Source organism: Olleya aquimaris, from assembly GCF_003259525.1.
Lineage (GTDB): Bacteria > Bacteroidota > Bacteroidia > Flavobacteriales > Flavobacteriaceae > Olleya > Olleya aquimaris.
The window spans coordinates 97479-117369 of sequence record NZ_QLLO01000005.1 but is presented as its reverse complement, the minus strand read 5'-3'; the positions used below and the strand labels follow the sequence as shown (position 1 = coordinate 117369).

The 19891-nt window shown below is 32.7% G+C and carries 19 protein-coding genes; 15 read left to right on the top strand and 4 right to left on the bottom strand.

What is annotated here, in order from left to right:
* Nucleotides 1-3: 3 nt before the first annotated feature.
* The 5 genes from LY08_RS08430 (at nt 4) to rlmN (ending at nt 6165) form a co-directional block, all read left to right on the top strand.
* Nucleotides 4-2043: a DUF3858 domain-containing protein gene (locus LY08_RS08430; RefSeq protein WP_111660016.1), complete on the top strand. Its 2040-nt coding sequence runs from the start codon at nt 4-6 to the stop codon at nt 2041-2043.
* 3 nt (nt 2044-2046) lie between these two features.
* A complete protein-coding gene (locus LY08_RS08425) occupies nt 2047-2373 on the top strand; it encodes a nucleotide pyrophosphohydrolase (RefSeq protein WP_111660015.1) in 327 nt (108 codons plus the stop codon).
* 40 nt (nt 2374-2413) lie between these two features.
* A complete protein-coding gene (locus tag LY08_RS08420) occupies nt 2414-3649 on the top strand; it encodes a 3-phosphoshikimate 1-carboxyvinyltransferase (protein ID WP_111660014.1) in 1236 nt (411 codons plus the stop codon).
* A gap of 143 nt (nt 3650-3792) precedes the next feature.
* Nucleotides 3793-4842: a tRNA preQ1(34) S-adenosylmethionine ribosyltransferase-isomerase QueA gene (gene queA, locus LY08_RS08415; RefSeq protein ID WP_111660013.1), complete on the top strand. Its 1050-nt coding sequence runs from the start codon at nt 3793-3795 to the stop codon at nt 4840-4842.
* Between the two features lie 282 nt (nt 4843-5124).
* Entirely contained in the window at nt 5125-6165 is a 1041-nt protein-coding gene (gene rlmN, locus LY08_RS08410; RefSeq protein ID WP_111660012.1) for a 23S rRNA (adenine(2503)-C(2))-methyltransferase RlmN, read from the top strand.
* 76 nt (nt 6166-6241) lie between these two features.
* Here rlmN and LY08_RS08405 read toward each other — a convergent pair whose 3' ends face one another.
* Complete coding sequence (locus LY08_RS08405) at nt 6242-7756, bottom strand: T9SS type A sorting domain-containing protein (protein ID WP_158526729.1); 1515 nt, start codon at nt 7754-7756, stop codon at nt 6242-6244.
* Between the two features lie 149 nt (nt 7757-7905).
* Here LY08_RS08405 and LY08_RS08400 point away from each other — a divergent pair, with 149 nt between their 5' ends.
* The 10 genes from LY08_RS08400 (at nt 7906) to LY08_RS08355 (ending at nt 17362) form a co-directional block, all read left to right on the top strand.
* On the top strand, nt 7906-8883 hold the full coding sequence (locus LY08_RS08400; protein WP_111660010.1) for a polyprenyl synthetase family protein: 978 nt from the start codon (nt 7906-7908) through the stop codon (nt 8881-8883).
* Between the two features lie 77 nt (nt 8884-8960).
* The gene (locus LY08_RS08395; RefSeq protein WP_111660009.1) at nt 8961-9521 is read left to right on the top strand and encodes an RNA polymerase sigma factor; all 561 of its coding nucleotides are present in this window, start codon (nt 8961-8963) and stop codon (nt 9519-9521) included.
* On the top strand, nt 9508-10200 hold the full coding sequence (locus LY08_RS08390) for a hypothetical protein (protein ID WP_111660008.1): 693 nt from the start codon (nt 9508-9510) through the stop codon (nt 10198-10200). Before LY08_RS08395 ends, LY08_RS08390 begins: the two co-directional genes overlap by 14 nt.
* Before the next feature lie 23 nt (nt 10201-10223).
* The gene (locus LY08_RS08385) at nt 10224-11270 is read left to right on the top strand and encodes a coiled-coil domain-containing protein (protein ID WP_111660007.1); all 1047 of its coding nucleotides are present in this window, start codon (nt 10224-10226) and stop codon (nt 11268-11270) included.
* Nucleotides 11271-11699: 429 nt separating this feature from the next.
* Complete coding sequence (locus tag LY08_RS08380; RefSeq protein WP_111660006.1) at nt 11700-13097, top strand: arginine decarboxylase; 1398 nt, start codon at nt 11700-11702, stop codon at nt 13095-13097.
* Nucleotides 13087-14025 carry an agmatinase gene (gene speB / locus LY08_RS08375; protein WP_111660005.1) on the top strand — a complete coding sequence of 313 codons (939 nt, stop codon included), beginning with the start codon at nt 13087-13089 and terminating at the stop codon, nt 14023-14025. The genes LY08_RS08380 and speB overlap by 11 nt, the downstream gene beginning before the upstream one ends.
* The gene (locus LY08_RS08370; protein WP_111660004.1) at nt 14015-14989 is read left to right on the top strand and encodes a deoxyhypusine synthase family protein; all 975 of its coding nucleotides are present in this window, start codon (nt 14015-14017) and stop codon (nt 14987-14989) included. Before speB ends, LY08_RS08370 begins: the two co-directional genes overlap by 11 nt.
* Entirely contained in the window at nt 14989-16524 is a 1536-nt protein-coding gene (locus LY08_RS08365; protein WP_111660003.1) for a bifunctional GNAT family N-acetyltransferase/carbon-nitrogen hydrolase family protein, read from the top strand. The genes LY08_RS08370 and LY08_RS08365 overlap by 1 nt, the downstream gene beginning before the upstream one ends.
* Nucleotides 16525-16534: 10 nt before the next feature.
* On the top strand, nt 16535-16855 hold the full coding sequence (locus LY08_RS08360; RefSeq protein WP_111660002.1) for a hypothetical protein: 321 nt from the start codon (nt 16535-16537) through the stop codon (nt 16853-16855).
* 165 nt (nt 16856-17020) lie between these two features.
* A complete protein-coding gene (locus LY08_RS08355; RefSeq protein WP_111660001.1) occupies nt 17021-17362 on the top strand; it encodes a hypothetical protein in 342 nt (113 codons plus the stop codon).
* Between the two features lie 98 nt (nt 17363-17460).
* On the opposite strand, the gene LY08_RS08350 is transcribed toward LY08_RS08355, so the two are convergent.
* The 3 genes from LY08_RS08350 to LY08_RS08340 all read right to left on the bottom strand — a co-directional run bounded on the left by LY08_RS08350 (nt 17461) and on the right by LY08_RS08340 (nt 19865).
* Entirely contained in the window at nt 17461-18102 is a 642-nt protein-coding gene (locus LY08_RS08350; protein ID WP_111660000.1) for an O-methyltransferase, read from the bottom strand.
* A gap of 55 nt (nt 18103-18157) precedes the next feature.
* Nucleotides 18158-19243, bottom strand: coding sequence for an amidohydrolase family protein (locus LY08_RS08345; protein WP_111660171.1), 1086 nt, complete (start codon nt 19241-19243; stop codon nt 18158-18160).
* Nucleotides 19244-19331: 88 nt separating this feature from the next.
* On the bottom strand, nt 19332-19865 hold the full coding sequence (locus LY08_RS08340) for a 3-hydroxyanthranilate 3,4-dioxygenase (protein ID WP_111659999.1): 534 nt from the start codon (nt 19863-19865) through the stop codon (nt 19332-19334).
* Nucleotides 19866-19891: the final 26 nt, after the last annotated feature.

Sequence of the window (19891 nt, the reverse complement as noted above, 5' to 3'; positions counted from 1 at the left end):
TTTATGAAAAAATCACTATTACTATTAACGTTTGCACTAATTACTATTGTTTCAAATGCACAAGATTTTAAGTTTGGAAAAGTCAGTAAAAAAGAATTAGAAGAAAAAGTACATCCAGAAAACCCAGAGGTTAACGCAGTTGTTTTATTTAAAAAACAACGTACAACCTTTCCTTTTTCCAATAGTGAAGGATTTACACAAGAAACTAAGGTGCACGAACGTATAAAAATTTACAATAAAGAGGGTTACAACTGGGCTACAAAAAAAGTAGGATTATACGATGAAAATAATTCTAATAGTGAAAAAATTATGGGTCTTAAAGGTTATACATACAAACTAGTAAATGGTAAAATAGAAAAGACTAAACTTAAAAGTGAAAGTGTTTTTAATGAAAAAACTAATAAATATTGGAGCACATCAACGTTTACAATGCCTTCATTAGATGAAGGGTGTATAGTAGAATTTGAATATACCATTAAATCACCTTCATTAGGTATTGACGATGTTATTTTACAATATGATATACCAATAAATGTTTTAGAAGTAGAGATTGTAACACCAGAGTATTTTAATTACAACAAAGTAGTTAATCCTAGATCCTCATTTATACCTAATATTACTGAGTCAAAAAAAAATAGAATTGAACAGGTTAGTTCAAGAGAGAGAAATTCAAACAGAGGTGGTGGATTAGGAATAGGTGGTTCATATAATACTAGTTCGGTTAATACCTCTAAATTCGATTTTACAGAAAACGTAGTAACAATTTTAGAAAATAATATTCCAGCATTGGTAGAAGAACCCTTTACAGGTAACATAGATAACTACAGAGCAACTATAGCTTTTGAATATGCTTTTTACAAAGGACCAAATATGGAGGTTAAAAACTATTCAACTACTTGGGATAAAGTAACTGAGACCATATATGAAAGTGACGATTTTGGTGGACAACTAAACAAGAAAAATTATTTTGAAGAGGATGTTGATGCTTTAGTAACTAATGCTAGTAGTAGTGCAGAAAAAACACAACTCATTTTAGACCATGTTAAAAGCAAAGTTAAATGGAATGATTATCTAGGTTTTACAACAGAAAATGGTGTTAAAAAGGCGTACAATGAAGGCGTAGGTAATGTTGGTGATATAAATTTAATGCTAACAGCTATGCTAAGACATGCAAATATTAATGCTAATCCAGTTTTAGTTAGTACTAGAGATAATGGTGTTCCGTTTTTTCCAACACGATCAGGATTTAATTATGTAATCTGTGCAGTAGAACAAGAAGGTAAATTAGTGTTATTAGATGCAACACAACAATATTCTAAACCTAACATTTTACCATTAACAGCAATTAATTGGCAAGGACGTTTAATACGTGAAGATGGTAGCTCAACTTGGGTCAACCTTAATCCTAATATAGTGTCAAAAGAGATTGTATTTGCCAATGTAAAATTAAATGATGACCTATCTGCAGAAGGTAAAACCAGAAGGGTATTAACTAATTATCAAGCTTACAGATACAGAAATAGTAATGCCAACAAATCCAATGATAATTTAGTTCTTAATATAGAGAAAGACAATCCTGGACTTACCGTAAACAACTTAGAAGTAAAAAATGCTAAACTAGTAACTAAGCCAATATCGCAATCTTATGATTATGTTTTTGAGACTTCAGCCGAAAAAATAGGTGATAATATTTATATTTCTCCACTAGTGTTTTTAGGTCAAGAAGAAAATCCGTTTACACAAGAATCCAGAAATTACCCCATAGATTTTATTTGCCCAATTGCAGATAAACACACTGTTGTTGTTGCTATTCCAGAGGGTTATCAAGTAGAAACTATCCCAGAAAATACAGCATTAGATTTTAATAACGGTTCTGCCAGTTTTTCATATTTAATTAAACAAACAGGAAATAATATTCAATTAATAGTAAATTTAAACATTAATAACACTATAATTATGCCAGCAGATTATCAAAACTTTAAAAAGTTTTATCAAATGATGGTCGAAAAAAACACGGAAAAAATAGTGCTTAAAAAAGTTTAAATTATGGACATTAAAAATGCACAACTAGACGTTGACAATTGGATAAAAAACCATGGTGTTCGTTATTTTAACGAGCTAACAAATATGGCACAACTTACAGAAGAAGTTGGTGAAGTTGCTCGTATTATTGCAAGACGTTATGGCGAGCAAAGCGAGAAAGAATCAGATAAAAATAAAGATTTAGGCGAAGAGCTGGCAGATGTTATATTTGTAGTGTTATGTTTAGCTAATCAAACAGGAATTGATTTACAAGAAGCGTTTGATAAAAAGTTAGATATAAAAACTAAACGCGATCACGACAGACACCAAAACAATCAAAAACTTAAATAACCCTTTATGTCACGTTGAGCGCAGTCGAAACGTCTTTTAAATGAAACTACACCTCCAAAAATCAATTATAAATAAACAATCGGCTATCCAAATAACTGGATCTAAAAGCGAGTCTAACAGATTGTTATTATTACAAGCCTTATTTCCAGAAATTAGCATTAAAAATTTGTCTAATAGCGACGATTCTGTGCTAATGACTAAAGCATTAGCATCTAAAAGTAATGTTATAGACATCCACCACGCAGGAACTGCAATGCGGTTTTTAACTGCGTTTTTTTCAACTCAAGAAGGAAGATCCATTGAGTTAACAGGATCGCAACGTATGAAAGAGCGCCCAATAGCTATTTTAGTTGACGCTTTAAACCAATTAGGTGCAGATATTACCTATAAAGAAAACAAAGGGTTTCCACCATTACTAATTAATGGAAAAACACTAACTAAACATAAAGTCACCCTAAAAGCTAATGTGAGTAGCCAATATATTTCGGCATTACTATTAATAGCCTCAAAACTTAAAAATGGTCTAGAATTGACATTGGAAGGTAAAATAACTTCTGTACCTTATATAAAAATGACGCTTAGCTTATTGGAAGACATTGGTGTCAAAACAACATTTAAAGATAATCTTATAACCGTTTTTCCAAACAACCAACCATTAAAAGCAAGCAACCAGCAATTAACAGTAGAGTCTGATTGGTCATCTGCATCATACTTTTACAGTATAATTGCATTGTCAGAAGTTGGAACACAAATAAAATTATCCTCTTACAAAAACAATAGCCTACAAGGTGATTCTGTTTTAGCAGATTTATACAAAGCATTTGATGTGTCTACAACTTTTGAAAAGGATACAATTCTACTTCAAAAAAATAACAATACATCCCCAAATACTGTAATCAATTTTGATTTAGCAAATGCACCAGATATAGCACAAACTATAGCTGTAACTTCGTTTGCTTTAGGTTTAAAGTGTCATTTAACAGGCTTACATACTTTAAAAATTAAAGAAACAGACCGTTTAGTCGCACTTAAAACCGAAATTGAAAAATTAGGAGGAACAGTCACAATAACAGATAATAGTCTAACACTTGAAGCCTCAGATAATATCAACCAAAATGTGACTATTAAAACTTACAATGACCACAGAATGGCTATGGCGTTTGCACCATTAGCATTAAAAGTGCCCATTACTATTCAAGATTATAAAGTGGTATCTAAATCGTACCCAACGTTTTGGGACGATTTGGACCAATTAGGGTTTAAATTCAGTATTTAAAAATAATAATTGCTCATTTACTTGACAACGCCTATCTCCAGATTGTATATTTGCAACTTTGTTAATAAAACAAGTATTTATACAAATGAAACATTCTTAATAAGGATGTTACACGTGACAATTAAAACATATAATAAACACACATGAAATTATCACACTTTAATTTTGATTTACCAGAAGAGCTTTTAGCAGAATATCCAGCAGAAAACAGAGACGAGTCTCGTTTAATGGTATTAAACCGCAAAGAGCAAACCATAGAACACAAAATGTTTAAGGACATCATCGATTATTTTGATGAGAAAGATGTGATGATACTTAATAATACTAAAGTATTCCCAGCACGTTTATTTGGAAACAAAGAAAAAACAGGAGCAAGAATAGAAGTGTTTTTATTAAGAGAATTAAATCAAGAACAACGTCTTTGGGATGTGTTAGTAGATCCAGCGCGTAAAATACGTATTGGTAACAAACTATATTTTGGAGAAGACGAAACTCTAGTAGCAGAAGTTATAGACAACACAACTTCCAGAGGACGTACCTTACGTTTTCTTTATGATGGGTCTTACCAAGAATTTAGAATTAAATTACAAGAGTTAGGAGAAACACCTTTACCAAAATACATTAAAAGAGAGGTAGAGCCAGAAGATGAAGAGCGTTACCAAACTATATATGCTAAAAACGAAGGTGCAGTAGCAGCACCAACCGCAGGATTACACTTTTCTAAACACCTTTTAAAGCGTTTAGAAATTAAAGGTGTAGATTTTGCTGAAGTAACACTTCACGTAGGATTAGGAACTTTTAACCCAGTAGAAGTAGAAGATTTATCAAAGCATAAAATGGATAGCGAAGAGCTTAAAATTGAAGCTAAAGCTGTAGAAACTATAAACAACGCGCAAAAAGAAAAGCGTCGTATTTGCGCAGTAGGTACTACAGCAATGCGTGCTATAGAAAGCTCTGTATCATCAAGCGGAACATTAAACGAAATAGAAGGTTGGACCAATAAATTTATTTTCCCTCCTTATGACTTTAGTATTGCCAATGCAATGATTACTAACTTTCATACACCAAAATCAACGTTATTAATGATGGTTTCAGCATTTGCAGGACACGATTTTATTAAAAAAGCATACGAAGAAGCAGTAAAAGAAAAGTACAAATTTTACAGCTATGGTGATGCCATGTTAATTATCTAATACCATTAATACATATTTTTAAGCCTCTTTTATAGAGGCTTTTTTTATGGCATTACCCAAGGGTCGCGCTTTCGGTAGTCGCTTTTTTGTGTTGCATATACGCAACAACACAAAAAGAGCTTCGACAAATACCTCAATCGCTAATGTGTCACACTGAGCTTGTCGAAGTGCACTAACCGAAGGTTCTGGCTAAAATTATAGCTTTAGTTTAATCATTTTATTAGTAATAGTTTCCCTTCTTTGGAAGGATTAAGGGAGGATTTTTCACTATTTTTGCACCAAATGGACATTAAGAAAAAAGACATACGAGCATTAACCAAAGAACAACTTAGAGACTTTTTTGAAAAAGAAGGTGATAAAGCCTTTAGAGGTAATCAAGTCTATGAGTGGTTATGGAATAAAGGTGCACATACTTTTGATGATATGACTAATATCTCTAAAGAGACACGTCAAATGCTAGAGGACAATTTTGTGATAAACCACATTAAAGTAGATGTCATGCAACGTAGTAGTGATGGTACTGTAAAAAATGCGGTACGATTACATGACGATTTAATTGTCGAGTCCGTTTTAATTCCAACAAAAACCAGAACAACAGCTTGTGTGTCTAGTCAAGTAGGTTGTAGTCTAGATTGTAAATTTTGCGCAACAGCACGATTAAAACGTATGCGTAATTTAAATCCAGATGAGATTTACGATCAAGTTGTCGCAATAGATAGAGAAAGTAGACTATATTTTGATAGACCATTAAGTAATATTGTGTTTATGGGTATGGGAGAACCACTTATGAATTACAATAACGTACTAAAAGCTATAGACAAAATTACCTCACCAGAAGGGTTAGGTATGTCACCTAAACGTATTGTGGTCTCTACTTCAGGCGTTCCAAAGATGATTAAAAAAATGGCAGATGATAACGTAAAGTTTAAATTAGCAGTATCGTTGCATTCTGCAATAGATGAGGTTAGAACGTCCATCATGCCTTTTAATGCAACATTTCCTTTAGCATCATTACGTGAAGCATTAGTCTACTGGTACGAAAAAACTAAAAATAGAATAACGTACGAGTATGTTGTCTGGGAAGGTATAAATGACAAACGTAAAGATGTTGATGCCTTAGTGCAATTTTGCAAATTTGCACCTAGTAAGGTCAATCTTATTGAATATAACCCTATTGACGATGGACAGTTTCAACAAGCTAAATCTGAAGCAATCGACATGTATCAACAAGTGCTGGAAGCTAACAATATTACTGTAACCGTTCGACGTAGTAGAGGAAAAGATATTGATGCAGCTTGCGGACAGTTAGCCAATAAAGGATAAGTAGAAATATGTGCTAAATAAAAAAGCGACCTTTTGGTCGCTTTTTTAAATTTATATAAATAATGTGTTTAATAATCTAATGCTTAACAAACTTTATAGTTTTAGATTGCCCATTAACATAAACTTTAGCTAGATAGATTCCATCACTAAAATTAGAAACGTCAATATTAGCAGTTTGACTATTTAAAGTTTTATTTAAAACATCTTGTCCTAAAGCAGAATATATTTCAATACTTGTCAAAGGTTTTGAAGAAGATTCAAGATTTAAAGTGTTTAAATCTGAATTATAAAAATGAGAAATAGAGTTAGCATTAAATTCATCAGTACTTAAAGTCATACTTGACACACTTAAAGCATCTGCAAAAACTATATTTGCTGCAGTAGCAGTAGCTAAAAAAGATGATTTATCTCTAATGCCAAAATAATAATCTCCAGTGGTACTAGGTGTAAAAGTTCCACTTCTTAACTGGTAAGTTGTATTGTCCATATCATCAAATGTAGCAATTACAGTAGTACCAGTACCATCATTAGTAGGCGCTGCCAATAATTCTATATCTTTATTAGGTCTTGTAGGACTAGAAGCTGCAAAATTTCTTTGCTGAAAGCTAAAGGTATATTGGTTTGAAGTGTTTAGTGTAAACGGTCCAATAAACACTATTGCATCAGCATCACTATTGGTGAAAGTATTATTAGAAAATATAGATGCAGTACCATCAAACGCATAATCGTTTGTTGTATCACCATCTGTTGTATCATCAATTATAAAACTCCAAGATCCAGAACCTGCAAAAGACAATCCTAGATTCAATAATAGAGCTTGGTCTGCATCTGGTTCTAAATTTTCAGAAAAAGGAAAGGTGTTTACTGTATCTGGTGAGGTGCCAATAAAATGCTCTTCCCAAGTAGAAAAAGAACCACCACAATCTTGTCTTATAAAAACGTTATATGATTTTCCTGGACTTAAACTTGTAAATTGATAATTATTCACTCCAGTAAGGGTTAAAGAGGTCCCTCCAGAACCTTGAGTATAAGGATATAACCCGTATTCAATTTCAAAATTTCCAGTGTTATCCCATGCTGTATCACAAGTTGTAGTAGTAAAATCTGTAATACTAAAATTAATAGCACTAGAGCAAGATTCAAATGCAATAGTAAAATCAAAACCTAAATTAGACCACCTATCATCAAATACTATATAATACGTAGTGCCACCAGTTGCCGAGAAAGTTACTTCAGATAAATAGTTAGCACCACTTATATCATCATTTTCTGCAACACACGTTAATGCAGAACATGTACCATCGTATATAATAACTCTTGTGTCATTACTATTTGTGATACCATCATTTGCAGGAAGATTGGTTGATAATGTTACAGCACCATCTGATGCAGGAGTAAAAACAAACCACTCTCCAGCTGTTTGTCCTGTGCCATTTGGAGAACCACAAATGTCTGTAGGAGCTGCACCATCGATAGTAGTGACAGTGTTGGTTCCAATAATTGCTGTAACAGCAGTTGCACAAGTATTTTGTGCTTGAGCATTAAATATAAATGCAAAAATTGTTAAAAGTAAAAAAGTAATTTTTTTCATAAAGTGAGGGTTTTTTAAAATTAATAGCATATTAATGTACTAACTTTTTGTTAACTACTGGTTTTTAGATAGATAAAAGTCTATTTTTTTCGGTTAAACGTCTTTTGTAATTCGTATTTTTACATTTCCTAAAAAATTAATCAATTAATTTGAAAATAACAGAACAAATAAAACAACCTATTGCTTACGAAATGGAACTTTTTGAGCAAAAATTTAGGTTGTCCATGTCTTCTAAAGTTGCTCTTTTAAATAGAATTACCTATTACATTGTTAACCGTAAAGGAAAACAAATGCGACCTATGTTTGTGTTTTTGGTGGCTAAAATGGTATCTAATGGAGAGGTTAGCGAGCGTACCTATCGTGGTGCTTCTGTTATAGAATTAATACATACTGCAACCCTTGTTCATGACGATGTGGTGGACGATAGTAATAAACGTCGAGGGTTTTTCTCTATTAATGCCTTATGGAAAAACAAAATAGCAGTTTTAATTGGCGATTTTTTACTATCTAAAGGTCTGTTATTATCAATTGATAATAACGATTTTGATCTACTAAAAATCATTTCAATAGCTGTAAGAGAAATGAGCGAAGGCGAATTACTTCAAATAGAAAAAGCTAGAAAATTAGATATAACAGAAGACGTATATTATGATATCATTCGCCAAAAAACAGCTACACTAATTGCAGCTTGTTGTAGCTTAGGTGCTGCTTCTGTCAAACCCAACTCGGTTGAGGTAGAAAGCATGCGTAAGTTTGGAGAACTCATAGGAATGGCATTTCAAATTAAAGACGATTTATTTGATTACGGTACCCAACGTATTGGAAAACCAACTGGTATAGATATTAAAGAGCAAAAAATGACTTTGCCTTTAATACATGTGCTTAATAATTGCTCTAAAAAAGATAAAAACTGGATTATCAATTCCATTAAAAATCACAACAAGGACAAAAAAAGAGTAAATCAAGTTATTGAATTTGTCAAGCAACATGGTGGTCTTGATTATGCGGTTTCAAAAATGAAAAGCTTTCAAAAAGAGGCATTACAACTACTTCAACATTATCCAGAGTCTGATTATAAAAAGTCCCTAGAGTTAATGGTAAACTATGTTATTGAAAGAAAAAAATAATTTTTTTCACCCTTAGGCAACCCTTTGCACAACTTTTGCGTCTTTATAAATAGAACACTAAACTAAACAGCATTATTGTGAAAGTTATTACCTTATTTAATAACGAAACAAAGCTTATAAAAAAAGCTATTCAAAACAATCGACAAGCACAACATGTCTTGTTTGAGTTGCATGCGCCAAAAATGCTTAGTGTTTGTCGTTATTATATAAAAGACATACATCACGCAGAGGAAGTGATGTTAAATGGGTTTTTTAAGGTGTTTACCAATTTAAAAAGCTACAGGCACGAAGGAAGCTTTGAAGGTTGGATTAGACGTATCATGGTTAGAGAAGCTATTTCTTTTTTAAGACAGAAAAAAACTATACAATTTGTTTATGAAGAGTATGAACACGTCGACATCCAAAACGAAACCGCTCAACAATATGATGTTGCTCAATTACAACAACTCATAGATAATTTACCAGAAGGTTACAAAATGGTTTTTGTTATGTATGCAATTGAAGGATATAAGCATGCAGAAATTGCAACACTTTTAAATATTAGTGAAGGCACATCAAAATCACAACTATTTAAAGCTAGAAAACTTTTGCAAAACAACATTAATACAATTAATACCAAAGAATATGGCACCAAATAAATTTGAAAAGCAATTAAAAGACACCTTAGAGGGTCGTACAATTGCGCCTAGCCAAAAGGCTTGGAGCCAATTAGACACTGCATTGAAAGCACAAGAAACTAAAAGTAAATACTCATTTTGGTGGTTAGGGATTGCAGCTACTTTTTTAGGCGTGTGTTTAGCTGTTTATATTTCAAAAAATAATAGTCAAACTCAATCAATAGTAAACGAAGTTAATCAAGAAATATCAACACCTAATACCACAAATGCCATTAAAAATAATCCAATTGTAGTAAAACAAGTTGATGTTAAAAAAGAAGATGTAAAAACAGTTAACAAAAAAACACGAATAGCTAACATTAAAAAAGTTTATAAAACAAATCAAAAAATTAACTCTTCTAATAACGAGACTCCAAACATTCAAAATAAAGAGGTTATCGTTCCTTTTAAAGAAGAAGTAGTTAACACTGTTGTTACAAGTCAAAACAGAACCACTAAAGAAGCTACTTTACTGTTAGAAGAAGCTTACACAGAGGTTAAAGCTAATAATAACCAATATCAAGTAGAAAAAATAGACGCCAATGCGCTACTGGAAGAAGTAGAGATAACTTCTGAAAAATCTCTAAAAAATAGATTGTTTCATGCTGTAAAATCAGGCTTTGAAACTTTAAAATCTACAGTAGCAGAGCGTAATTATTAATAATCATTAAAAAACAAACAGTTATGCAAACCATTACAAAACACTTAGCGTATTTATTCTTTTTAGTTGTAGTTAGCCAAGTTAGTGCTCAAGAAAACAACATAAACAAAGAGTTAGAAGCCATTAAAGAACAAATTAAAACAGACGAGCGCGATGCTTTAAAATTAGAAATTGAAGCCATAAACGACAGGCTAGAACAAGATCAAATCACCTTTGAAGAAGCAGAACAATTAAAACAAGACGCTGCAGAAAAACGTGCTTTAAATATTGAAAACCGTATTGCAATAGCAGCCAACAGATTAGAATTTAACAAACGTAATAACGAAGAGTTTGGTGACGATTCTAAAACAGTGGTATCCATTAAAATTGGAGAAGGAGATAGAGAAATATTAGGTGTAAAAGCAAGTCGAAATCCTCCAAAATATGACATTAGAACTTCTAACCAATTGGTCTTTGCAATGGGTTTTAATAACGCTATTATTGATGGTGTTAGCTTAGACGACTCACCTTACAAATTAGGTGGATCTGGTTTTGTAGAGTTGGGTTGGTTATGGAATACTAGAGTGTTTGAAAATTCTAACGCACTACGTTTTAAATATGGGTTTTCGTTTCAATGGAATAAATTAGATATTAAAGACAATCAATTCTTTCAACAAATTGATAATGTTACTACGTTAGAGACATTTCCTTCAGATTTAAAAAAAGCAAAATTTAGAACTACAAATTTAGTCGTACCTGTGCATTTTGAGTTTGGTCCATGGAATAAAAAAGAGTACAAAGATGGTCGCGTGCGATATTTTAATCATGATAAATTTAAAATAGGACTAGGTGGTTATGCAGGAGTTGCATTAAGATCTCAACAAAAGCTGGTTTATGAAGAAGATGGAGAACGCGTTAAGCAAAAAATAAAACGTGGATACAACACCAATACGTTTGTGTATGGCTTAAGCGCCTATGTTGGAGTAGGAGATTTAAGCTTGTATGCTAAATACGATTTGTCACCAATATTTAAAAATCAAGCTGTAGAGCAAAACAATATATCCTTAGGGATTAGAGTAGATTTAGATTAAACCAGCATTTAGTTTTCTTTAAAGCGTTTTTATTTACTTGTAAATAAAGACGCTTTTTTTATTACAAAGTACTGAATGTTAGTTGTTTGAAATAAATATTTAAAAACATTAAATTTTTTTAAAAAAAAGTTTGGAATTCAAAAAAAAGTAGTTCATTTGTATTGTATTTAGCTGAACACTTTGAACTCTGTTTCTATGTTCGGGCTTTTGAAAATTAGGAAGTCATATTCAAAAGCAGCTTACAGATTAAGCAACCGAATTTTAAAGCTAACTTCCGCTTTCACTACGATATATGCTAGTCAGCATCAGTATGGCTTTATGCCTACTTATGACCTTAGAATTCAAATTTGATAGAACAATTATTTTCAGATTCAACATAACTACAAATTATGTTTTATATTTAAGTAATAATTATTCTAACAACATTTAATGAACACAAAATACATAGACTTAATCAGTCAAACGTTTGATTTTCCTCAACCAGAATTTAAACTTGAGGACAAAACGCTAGAATTTCATGACATAGATTTAATGGAGTTGGTGGAAGAGTATGGTGCACCTTTAAAATTCACTTACCTACCACAAATATCAAATAACATACAACGTGCTAAAACATGGTTTAATGATGCCATAAAAAAGCATGATTATAACGGAAAATATAATTACTGTTATTGTACAAAAAGCTCTCATTTTAAACATGTTCTAAACGAAGCTTTAAAAAATGATATTCATATAGAAACCTCTTCTGCATTTGATATAGACATTGTTGAAAACCTAAAAAAAGAAGGGAAGATTACCAATGATACGTATGTAATAAGTAACGGTTTTAAACGCGAACAATACATAACAAACATTGCTAGGCTTATTAATAATGGACAAAAAAACTGTATTCCTATTATTGATAATTATGAAGAAATAAATTTACTGTCAGAAGAAATTAAAGGTAAATTTAAAGTTGGTATACGTATCGCTTCAGAAGAAGAACCAAAATTTGAGTTTTACACCTCTAGATTAGGTATTGGTTATAAAAATATTGTCCCTTTTTATAAAAATCAAATTAAGGACAATCCAAAAGTAGAGCTAAAGATGCTTCACTTTTTTATCAATACTGGAATTAGAGATAATGCTTACTATTGGAACGAGTTATTAAAATGTTTAAAAGTATACATCAGCTTAAAAAAGATTTGTCCAAGCTTAGATAGTTTAAATATTGGTGGTGGATTTCCTATTAAAAACTCGTTAGCTTTTGAGTTTGATTATGAATATATGATAGACGAAATCATTAATCAAATTAAACAGACCTGTGACGAAGAAGAAGTAGACGTCCCAAACATTTTTACAGAATTTGGTAGTTTTACAGTAGGCGAAAGTGGAGGAGCAATTTACGAGGTGTTATACCAAAAACAACAAAACGATCGCGAAAAATGGAACATGATAAACTCGTCGTTTATTACCACATTACCAGATACTTGGGCAATTAACAAACGTTTTATTATGTTACCCATAAATAGATGGTTTGATAGTTACGAGCGTGTGTTACTTGGCGGTTTGACTTGCGATAGTGACGATTATTATAATAGCGAGCAACACATGAATGCTATTTATTTACCAAAATACAACAAAGAAAAACCATTGTATATAGGCTTTTTTAACACAGGAGCTTATCAAGAAACTATAGGTGGATTTGGAGGATTGCAACATTGCTTAATACCTAGTCCAAAACACATATTAATAGACAAAGACAAAGATGGCAACATCACTAAAACAGTATTTAAAGAACAACAAAAAAGTGAAGACTTACTTAAAATTTTAGGTTATGCAAACTAAAACATATGCTGGAATTCCAGAAGAATTAGCAAAATTAGAACAAGCAAAAGTAGTTTTAATTCCTGTACCATATGATGGTACTAGTACATGGCAAAAAGGTGCAGATAAAGGACCAGAAGCCTTTTTGGACGCGTCTGCAAACATGGAGTTATATGATATCGAAACAGATACCGAAGTGTATAAACAAGGTGTGTTTTTAGCAGATGCTGTAACAGAAAATACTTCGCCAGAAGCAATGGTAGACGCTGTACACCAAGCCACTAAAAAGTACATCAAAAAAAATAAGTTTGTCACTATTTTTGGTGGAGAACATTCTGTATCAATTGGGACTATTCGTGCGTTTAACGAGATGTTTCCTAGCCTAACTGTATTGCAATTAGATGCGCATGCAGATTTACGTAAAACGTATGAAGGCTCTACGTGCAATCATGCGTGTGCGATGTACGAAGCTAGCCAAACCACAAATTTAATTCAAGTGGGAATTCGTTCTATGGATGTTATAGAAAAAACCGTAATGGACGAAGAGAAAACATACTTCGCTCACGAAATGGCTTTGGACGATACTTGGATGGACAGTGCTGTAGACCAAATGACAGATAACGTATTTATTACTATAGATTTAGACGCTTTTGATCCATCTATTATGCCAAGTACTGGGACACCAGAACCAGGTGGATTATTATGGTATGAAACCTTAGAGTTTTTAAAACAAGTATTTGAAGAAAAAAACGTGGTAGGTTTTGATATAGTTGAATTATGCCCAAACAAAATAGATAAGTCTTCAGACTTTTTAGCAGCAAAATTATATTATAAAATGCTAAGCTATAAGTTTATGAATGAAGAAGCAGAAGACGAATACGATAACACTTACGATAGCACCAAACAAAAAAACAACAGTTCTAAATTTAACGACGACGATGAGTACTAAAGGACCAATTTCACAATTTATACAACACCATTATTTGCACTTTAATGCAGCAGCTTTAGTAGATGCAGCAAAAGGGTACGAAGACCAATTAAACAAAGGTGCCAAAATGTTAGTGTCCTTAGCAGGTGCTATGAGTACTGCAGAATTAGGGAAAAGTTTTGCAGAGATGATCCGTCAGGATAAAGTCCATATTATTTCTTGTACAGGAGCAAACTTGGAGGAGGATATCATGAATTTAGTGGCACATTCACACTACAAGCGTGTACCAAACTATCGTGATTTAACACCTCAAGAAGAATGGGACTTATTAGAAAAAGGATTAAATCGTGTAACAGATACGTGTATTCCAGAAGAAGAAGCATTTAGACGTTTACAACAACACATCGAAAAAATTTGGAAAGAAGCTGAAGCAAAAGGCGAACGCTATTTACCACATGAGTATATGTACAAAATGTTGTTATCAGGTGTGCTAGAACAGTATTATGAAATAGATTTAAAAGACTCATGGATGTATGCTGCAGCAGAAAAAAACTTACCAATTGTTTGTCCTGGATGGGAAGACAGTACTATGGGTAATATTTTTGCAAGCTACGTGTTAAAAGGCGAGCTTAAAGCAAGCACTATGAAATCTGGTATAGAATACATGACCTTTTTAGCAGATTGGTACACAGAAAACTCGGCTAATGGTATCGGATTTTTTCAAATAGGAGGTGGTATTGCTGGAGATTTTCCAATTTGTGTAGTACCTATGTTGTACCAAGATATGGAACGTACAGATACTCCGTTTTGGAGTTATTTCTGTCAAATTAGCGACTCAACAACTAGTTACGGATCGTATTCTGGTGCAGTCCCTAACGAGAAAATTACTTGGGGAAAACTGGATATTGACACACCTAAGTTTATTGTAGAAAGTGACGCAACTATTGTTGCACCCTTAATATTTGCTTATATATTAGGCTTGTAATGGAAGAGCAGAAAATTGAAAATATCGAATTAAAATACTTAACTGTAAGTGATTATGAAGAGCTTAAATCGGCTACTTTAGAGTCTTATGGAGGTGTGCTTAATTCGTATTGGAAAAAACATCACATAGAGCGTTTGACCTCTATTTTCCCAAAAGGTCAAGTGGTTATTAAAATTGATGGCAATATCGCGGGATGCGCCTTGTCCTTAATTGTTAATTACGATAAGATTGAGGACAACCACACCTATGCAGATATTATTGAAGGTGACGATTTTAAAAATCACGACCCTAATGGTGATGTGCTGTATGGTATAGATGTGTTTATCAAACCAGAATACAGAGGGTTAAGATTAGGAAGACGTCTTTATGATTACAGAAAAGAAGTTTGCGAAGAGTTAAACTTAAAAGGTATTGTCTTTGGTGGAAGAATGCCAAATTTTCATAAATATCAAGACAAATTATCGCCTAAAGAATACATTGAAAAAGTAAAGCGTAAAGAAATCCATGACCCTGTTTTAAATTTTCAAATCTCTAACGACTTTCACCCATTAAGAGTTATAAAAGGCTATTTAGAAGGTGATACAGCGTCTAACGAGTATGCAGTGTTAATGGAATGGGATAATATTTATTATACCAAGCAAAGTAAAAAAGCAAGTACTGTAAAAACGGTAGTGCGTTTAGGTCTTATACAGTGGCAAATGCGAACGTACCATAGCCTAGAAGAGTTAATGCAACAAGTCGAGTATTTTGTAGATAGTGTAGCAGCTTATCGTTCAGATTTTGCGTTGTTTCCAGAGTTTTTTAACGCGCCTTTAATGGCTAAGTTTAACCATTTGCACGAGCCTGATGCGATTAGAGAGTTAGCAAAATACACTAAAGAAATTGTTGAAAAAATGCAGCAGTTATCCATATCGTACAACATAAATATCATAACAGGAAGCATGCCAGAAGTTATTGATAACAAGTTGTATAATGTTGGTTATTTATGTCGTAGAGATGGTAGTTTAGAACGTTATGAGAAAATTCATGTCACTCCAGATGAAGCTAAAGTTTGGGGAATGCAAAAAGGTAATAAACTACAAACTTTCCAGACAGATGCAGGTAAAATAGGCATTTTAATCTGTTATGATTCAGAATTTCCAGAACTCTCACGTTTATTGTCAGACGAAGGGATGGACATCCTATTTGTCCCATTTTTAACAGACACCCAAAATGGCTATTCTCGTGTGCGTTTGTGCGCTCAAGCAAGAGCTATAGAAAATGAATGTTATGTAGCAATTGCTGGAAGCGTTGGTAACTTGCCTAATGTAAATAACATGGATATCCAATACGCACAATCTGCAGTATTTACACCATGCGATTTTTCATTCCCAAGTAATGGAATTAAAGCAGAAGCAACCACAAATACAGAAATGATTTTAGTTGCAGACGTAGATTTAAGTTTGTTACGCGAGTTACATACGTTTGGAGCAGTTAAAAATTTAAAAGACCGAAGAAAAGATTTTTACGATGTTATTAGAGTAAATAAAAAATAAACTATTGAAAATGAAAAAACCTGACAACTTAAAACGCGTCATTGTTGATTTTAAAAAATTAACACCAGAAATTTTAAAACTTTTAGTCGATAAATATCCAGATGGTTATGATGAAGATCATATCATTGAATTTAGAAATGCTAAAAATGAATTGATTGAAGCAGTAGAAGTAACCACTGATGATACTAAATATTTAGTAAAAGTCAGCACTAAACTGGTTAAAACAATGGAAAACTATGACGAAGATGATTATGAAGATTTTGAAGATGACGATCCAGATGCTGTACAAGATCCTATAGAACCTTCAGAAGAACAAGACGACGATTTTTAACACAAAGATGACGTAATCTAAACCCGTAAAGTAAACGTATATAAAGCATACTAGACCACGTGTGGTTGTAACAATTACAACACTAAAAGCAGTTTCGGACTTGAGGTGGTAAACTTCCGGAAACACAACATTTACCTATTTACTTTTTTAAAACAATTTAAGATTATGAAATCAAAATTAATCATACTTGCAATCGCATGTTTAAGTGCAACCTTAAGTTCTTTTACCACCAACCCAACACAAACAACAGTTACAGGTGTGTATGATGGCTTAGAAGATACCAACTACGCTTTTACTATTACCACAAAAAAGGGTAAAGAAAAAATGATTTTTAACTATTTAGCAGAAGACGTATTTGAAAACTTCGATTTGGATTCTGATGAAAACGTTGGTAAAGTCTTTAAGATAACTTACGAAGCATCGGTAGAAATAATTGAAACTGATGAAGACGAAGATGAAGAGTTAGAATATCTAACCATTACAAAATTAGAACTGCTTGCAGATTAATTTAATTAATTATAGTAAAAAAGCGATTTGACATTCAAATCGCTTTTTTTATGTTATAAAATCTAGTTTAAACTTTTAAGTATTTTAATTACTTAGGTTTATTTTTTTCGGCTTATCGTTAACCCATCACGTATAGGTAAAACAACAGTTTCAATACGTTTGTCATTTTTTAAAAGTGTATTAAATTCTAATACCGCTTGTGTTGAGATATCCTTTTTATCTACTGGTTCAATAACTTTTCCGTGCCACAATACATTGTCAGACAAGATGATACCACCAGGATTTAATTTATCGATAATTAAATGAAAATAATTAACATAATTAGGCTTGTCTGCATCTATAAAAACCAAATCAAAAGTGTTATTAAGCGTAGGAATAATATCTATTGCAGACCCTAAATGCTGATGTATTTGAGATCCAAAACCAGATTGATCAAAATATTTACGCTGAAAATCGATTAATTCTTCATTAACATCAATGGTATGTATCTCGCCTTCAGATTGCAGACCTTCTGCTAAACACAATGTAGCGTAACCTGTAAAAGTCCCTAATTCTAGAATAGTTTTTGGTCTTATTAATTTAGAAATCATGCTTAACACTCGACCTTGATATGGTCCAGATAGCATAATTGGTTGTAATATTTTTTGGTAGGTTTCTCTTGTTAGTTGCTGCAATAACTCTGGCTCTTCTTGTGAGTGCGCAACAACATACTCGTCTAATTTTTCTGGTAAAAAGTACATTTAATAAAATATTATTTCTTTTAAACCTCTCGACTGCGCTCGAGGAGACCTTAAATTATCCTATAATCCGTTTTACAAGTTTGTCTTTAGCAGCTTGATCATCACCACACAACCATTGGATCACATTATCTTCCCAGATTGCATCGCGTTCAGTTTCGGTTATAATTTTTCGTTCCATTGCTAAATCAAGTATTTTTCCAGGATAAGAGGATTGTTTTTCACTTTCCATTTCTCCTAAAGGATATGGATCGTCTAATCCCATTAACACTTGTTTAGAGGTTTGATTTCTAATCAATAGCTCTAATCCACCTGTGTCATGGACTAAGGTATCAAAAAAGATATTTTTATGTCCCACAGCTTTTCTTGGGTGACTTTTACCTTCAAACAAGTCAGGTCGTCCATCAAACCCTTGAATACGTCGTCCTAAGTTAATTTGTGCTAATTGTCCACCATGGGCAAAACACGTACGCATATTTGGATATTTATCTTGGTAACCATTTAGTGTTAAAAAATGATATGCATCTGCACATTGTGCTAACATCCAAATAAGATGAAAACGCCAAGACGTGTTTTCTAATTTTATAAATTTTTCGCCATCGTAAGGATGGATTTCTACAGCTAAATTATACTTGTTAGCTAATTCAAAAATAGGTTCGTTTTCTTCATCAAAAATACAACGCCAAGTCCCAATGGTATCCATATAGTGTGTAGGTAAGCACAATAGTTGCATACCTAGTTCTTCTACACAACGCTCAATTTCCCAGCAAGCACCACGTACAAAACCAGGATGTACTACAAATCCGCAAGTAAATTTACTAGGGTTTTCGCGTTGTACTTTAGCATTAAAATCGTTTTGAAAACGTAAGGCTTGCTTCATTTCTTCTACGCGCAAACCATTACCATATAGTTGAGACAAGTTTAAAACGACTGCATGGTCAATATTGAAACGCTCCATCCATGCTAACTTTTCATTTAAAAAGAAAGAGGAATCTGTAATTGGTCTATTCCAATCTTTTTGAAGCATAAATTTTCGATCTTTATCTACCCAAAAAATACCTTTGTCCTTCATAAACTGAGGGATTTCCTCAGGATAGGGAAGGAGGTGAGAGTGACCGTTTATTCTTAATTTACGTTTTTCCATATTTACTGTCATTGCGAGCCTTTTGGCGTGGCAATCTTTTTATAAAGCGATTACTTCGTCATACGTCCTATTAATGACGACTTTAATTTTATTCTACCTGTACTTTTTTTGGTGGTTGCATGACTTCTCCACAATTTGGGCAAGTACGTTTATCGTTGTCACCATAATATTTATCAAATATTTTAGGCATATCTGTTTCTATATTATCTAGGGTGAAATCTTCTTCATATAACTTGGTTGTACAATTTTCGCAAAACCAAAGCAAAGCATCTTGTACACCTTTTTCTCTTGGATATTCAATCACTAATCCAACAGTATTTGCTCCACGTTGTGGTGAATGTGGTACTTTAGGAGGTAGCAAAAAAATGTCTCCTTCTTTTATATGAATGTCTTTTGGAGTACCATTATCAATAACTTTTAATACGATATCACCTTCTACTTGATAGAAAAACTCAGGAGTCTCATTGTAATGATAATCTTTTCTGCTATTTGGACCACCAACAACCATGACAATAAAATCACCATCTTTCCAGACCACTTTATTACCAACAGGTGGTTTTAAAAGGTGTCTGTTTTCTTCAATCCATTCTTTAAAATTTATTGGCGGAAATAATTTACTCATGGTTAAAATATTTTAAATTGTGTCAT

Bases quoted from the DNA above. Each gene is read 5' to 3' on its own strand.
- LY08_RS08390 (WP_111660008.1), top strand. From the start codon at position 9,508: ATGGCACCAAATAAATTTGAAAAGCAATTAAAAGACACCTTAGAGGGT.
- LY08_RS08430 (WP_111660016.1), top strand. From the start codon at position 4: ATGAAAAAATCACTATTACTATTAACGTTTGCACTAATTACTATTGTT.
- LY08_RS08420 (WP_111660014.1), top strand. From the start codon at position 2,414: ATGAAACTACACCTCCAAAAATCAATTATAAATAAACAATCGGCTATC.
- LY08_RS08345 (WP_111660171.1), bottom strand. From the start codon at position 19,243: ATGGAAAAACGTAAATTAAGAATAAACGGTCACTCTCACCTCCTTCCC.
- LY08_RS08380 (WP_111660006.1), top strand. From the start codon at position 11,700: ATGAACACAAAATACATAGACTTAATCAGTCAAACGTTTGATTTTCCT.
- LY08_RS08385 (WP_111660007.1), top strand. From the start codon at position 10,224: ATGCAAACCATTACAAAACACTTAGCGTATTTATTCTTTTTAGTTGTA.
- queA (WP_111660013.1), top strand. From the start codon at position 3,793: ATGAAATTATCACACTTTAATTTTGATTTACCAGAAGAGCTTTTAGCA.
- LY08_RS08370 (WP_111660004.1), top strand. From the start codon at position 14,015: ATGAGTACTAAAGGACCAATTTCACAATTTATACAACACCATTATTTG.
- LY08_RS08355 (WP_111660001.1), top strand. From the start codon at position 17,021: ATGAAATCAAAATTAATCATACTTGCAATCGCATGTTTAAGTGCAACC.
- speB (WP_111660005.1), top strand. From the start codon at position 13,087: ATGCAAACTAAAACATATGCTGGAATTCCAGAAGAATTAGCAAAATTA.
- LY08_RS08425 (WP_111660015.1), top strand. From the start codon at position 2,047: ATGGACATTAAAAATGCACAACTAGACGTTGACAATTGGATAAAAAAC.
- rlmN (WP_111660012.1), top strand. From the start codon at position 5,125: ATGGACATTAAGAAAAAAGACATACGAGCATTAACCAAAGAACAACTT.
- LY08_RS08350 (WP_111660000.1), bottom strand. From the start codon at position 18,102: ATGTACTTTTTACCAGAAAAATTAGACGAGTATGTTGTTGCGCACTCA.
- LY08_RS08360 (WP_111660002.1), top strand. From the start codon at position 16,535: ATGAAAAAACCTGACAACTTAAAACGCGTCATTGTTGATTTTAAAAAA.
- LY08_RS08340 (WP_111659999.1), bottom strand. From the start codon at position 19,865: ATGAGTAAATTATTTCCGCCAATAAATTTTAAAGAATGGATTGAAGAA.
- LY08_RS08405 (WP_158526729.1), bottom strand. From the start codon at position 7,756: ATGAAAAAAATTACTTTTTTACTTTTAACAATTTTTGCATTTATATTT.
- LY08_RS08365 (WP_111660003.1), top strand. From the start codon at position 14,989: ATGGAAGAGCAGAAAATTGAAAATATCGAATTAAAATACTTAACTGTA.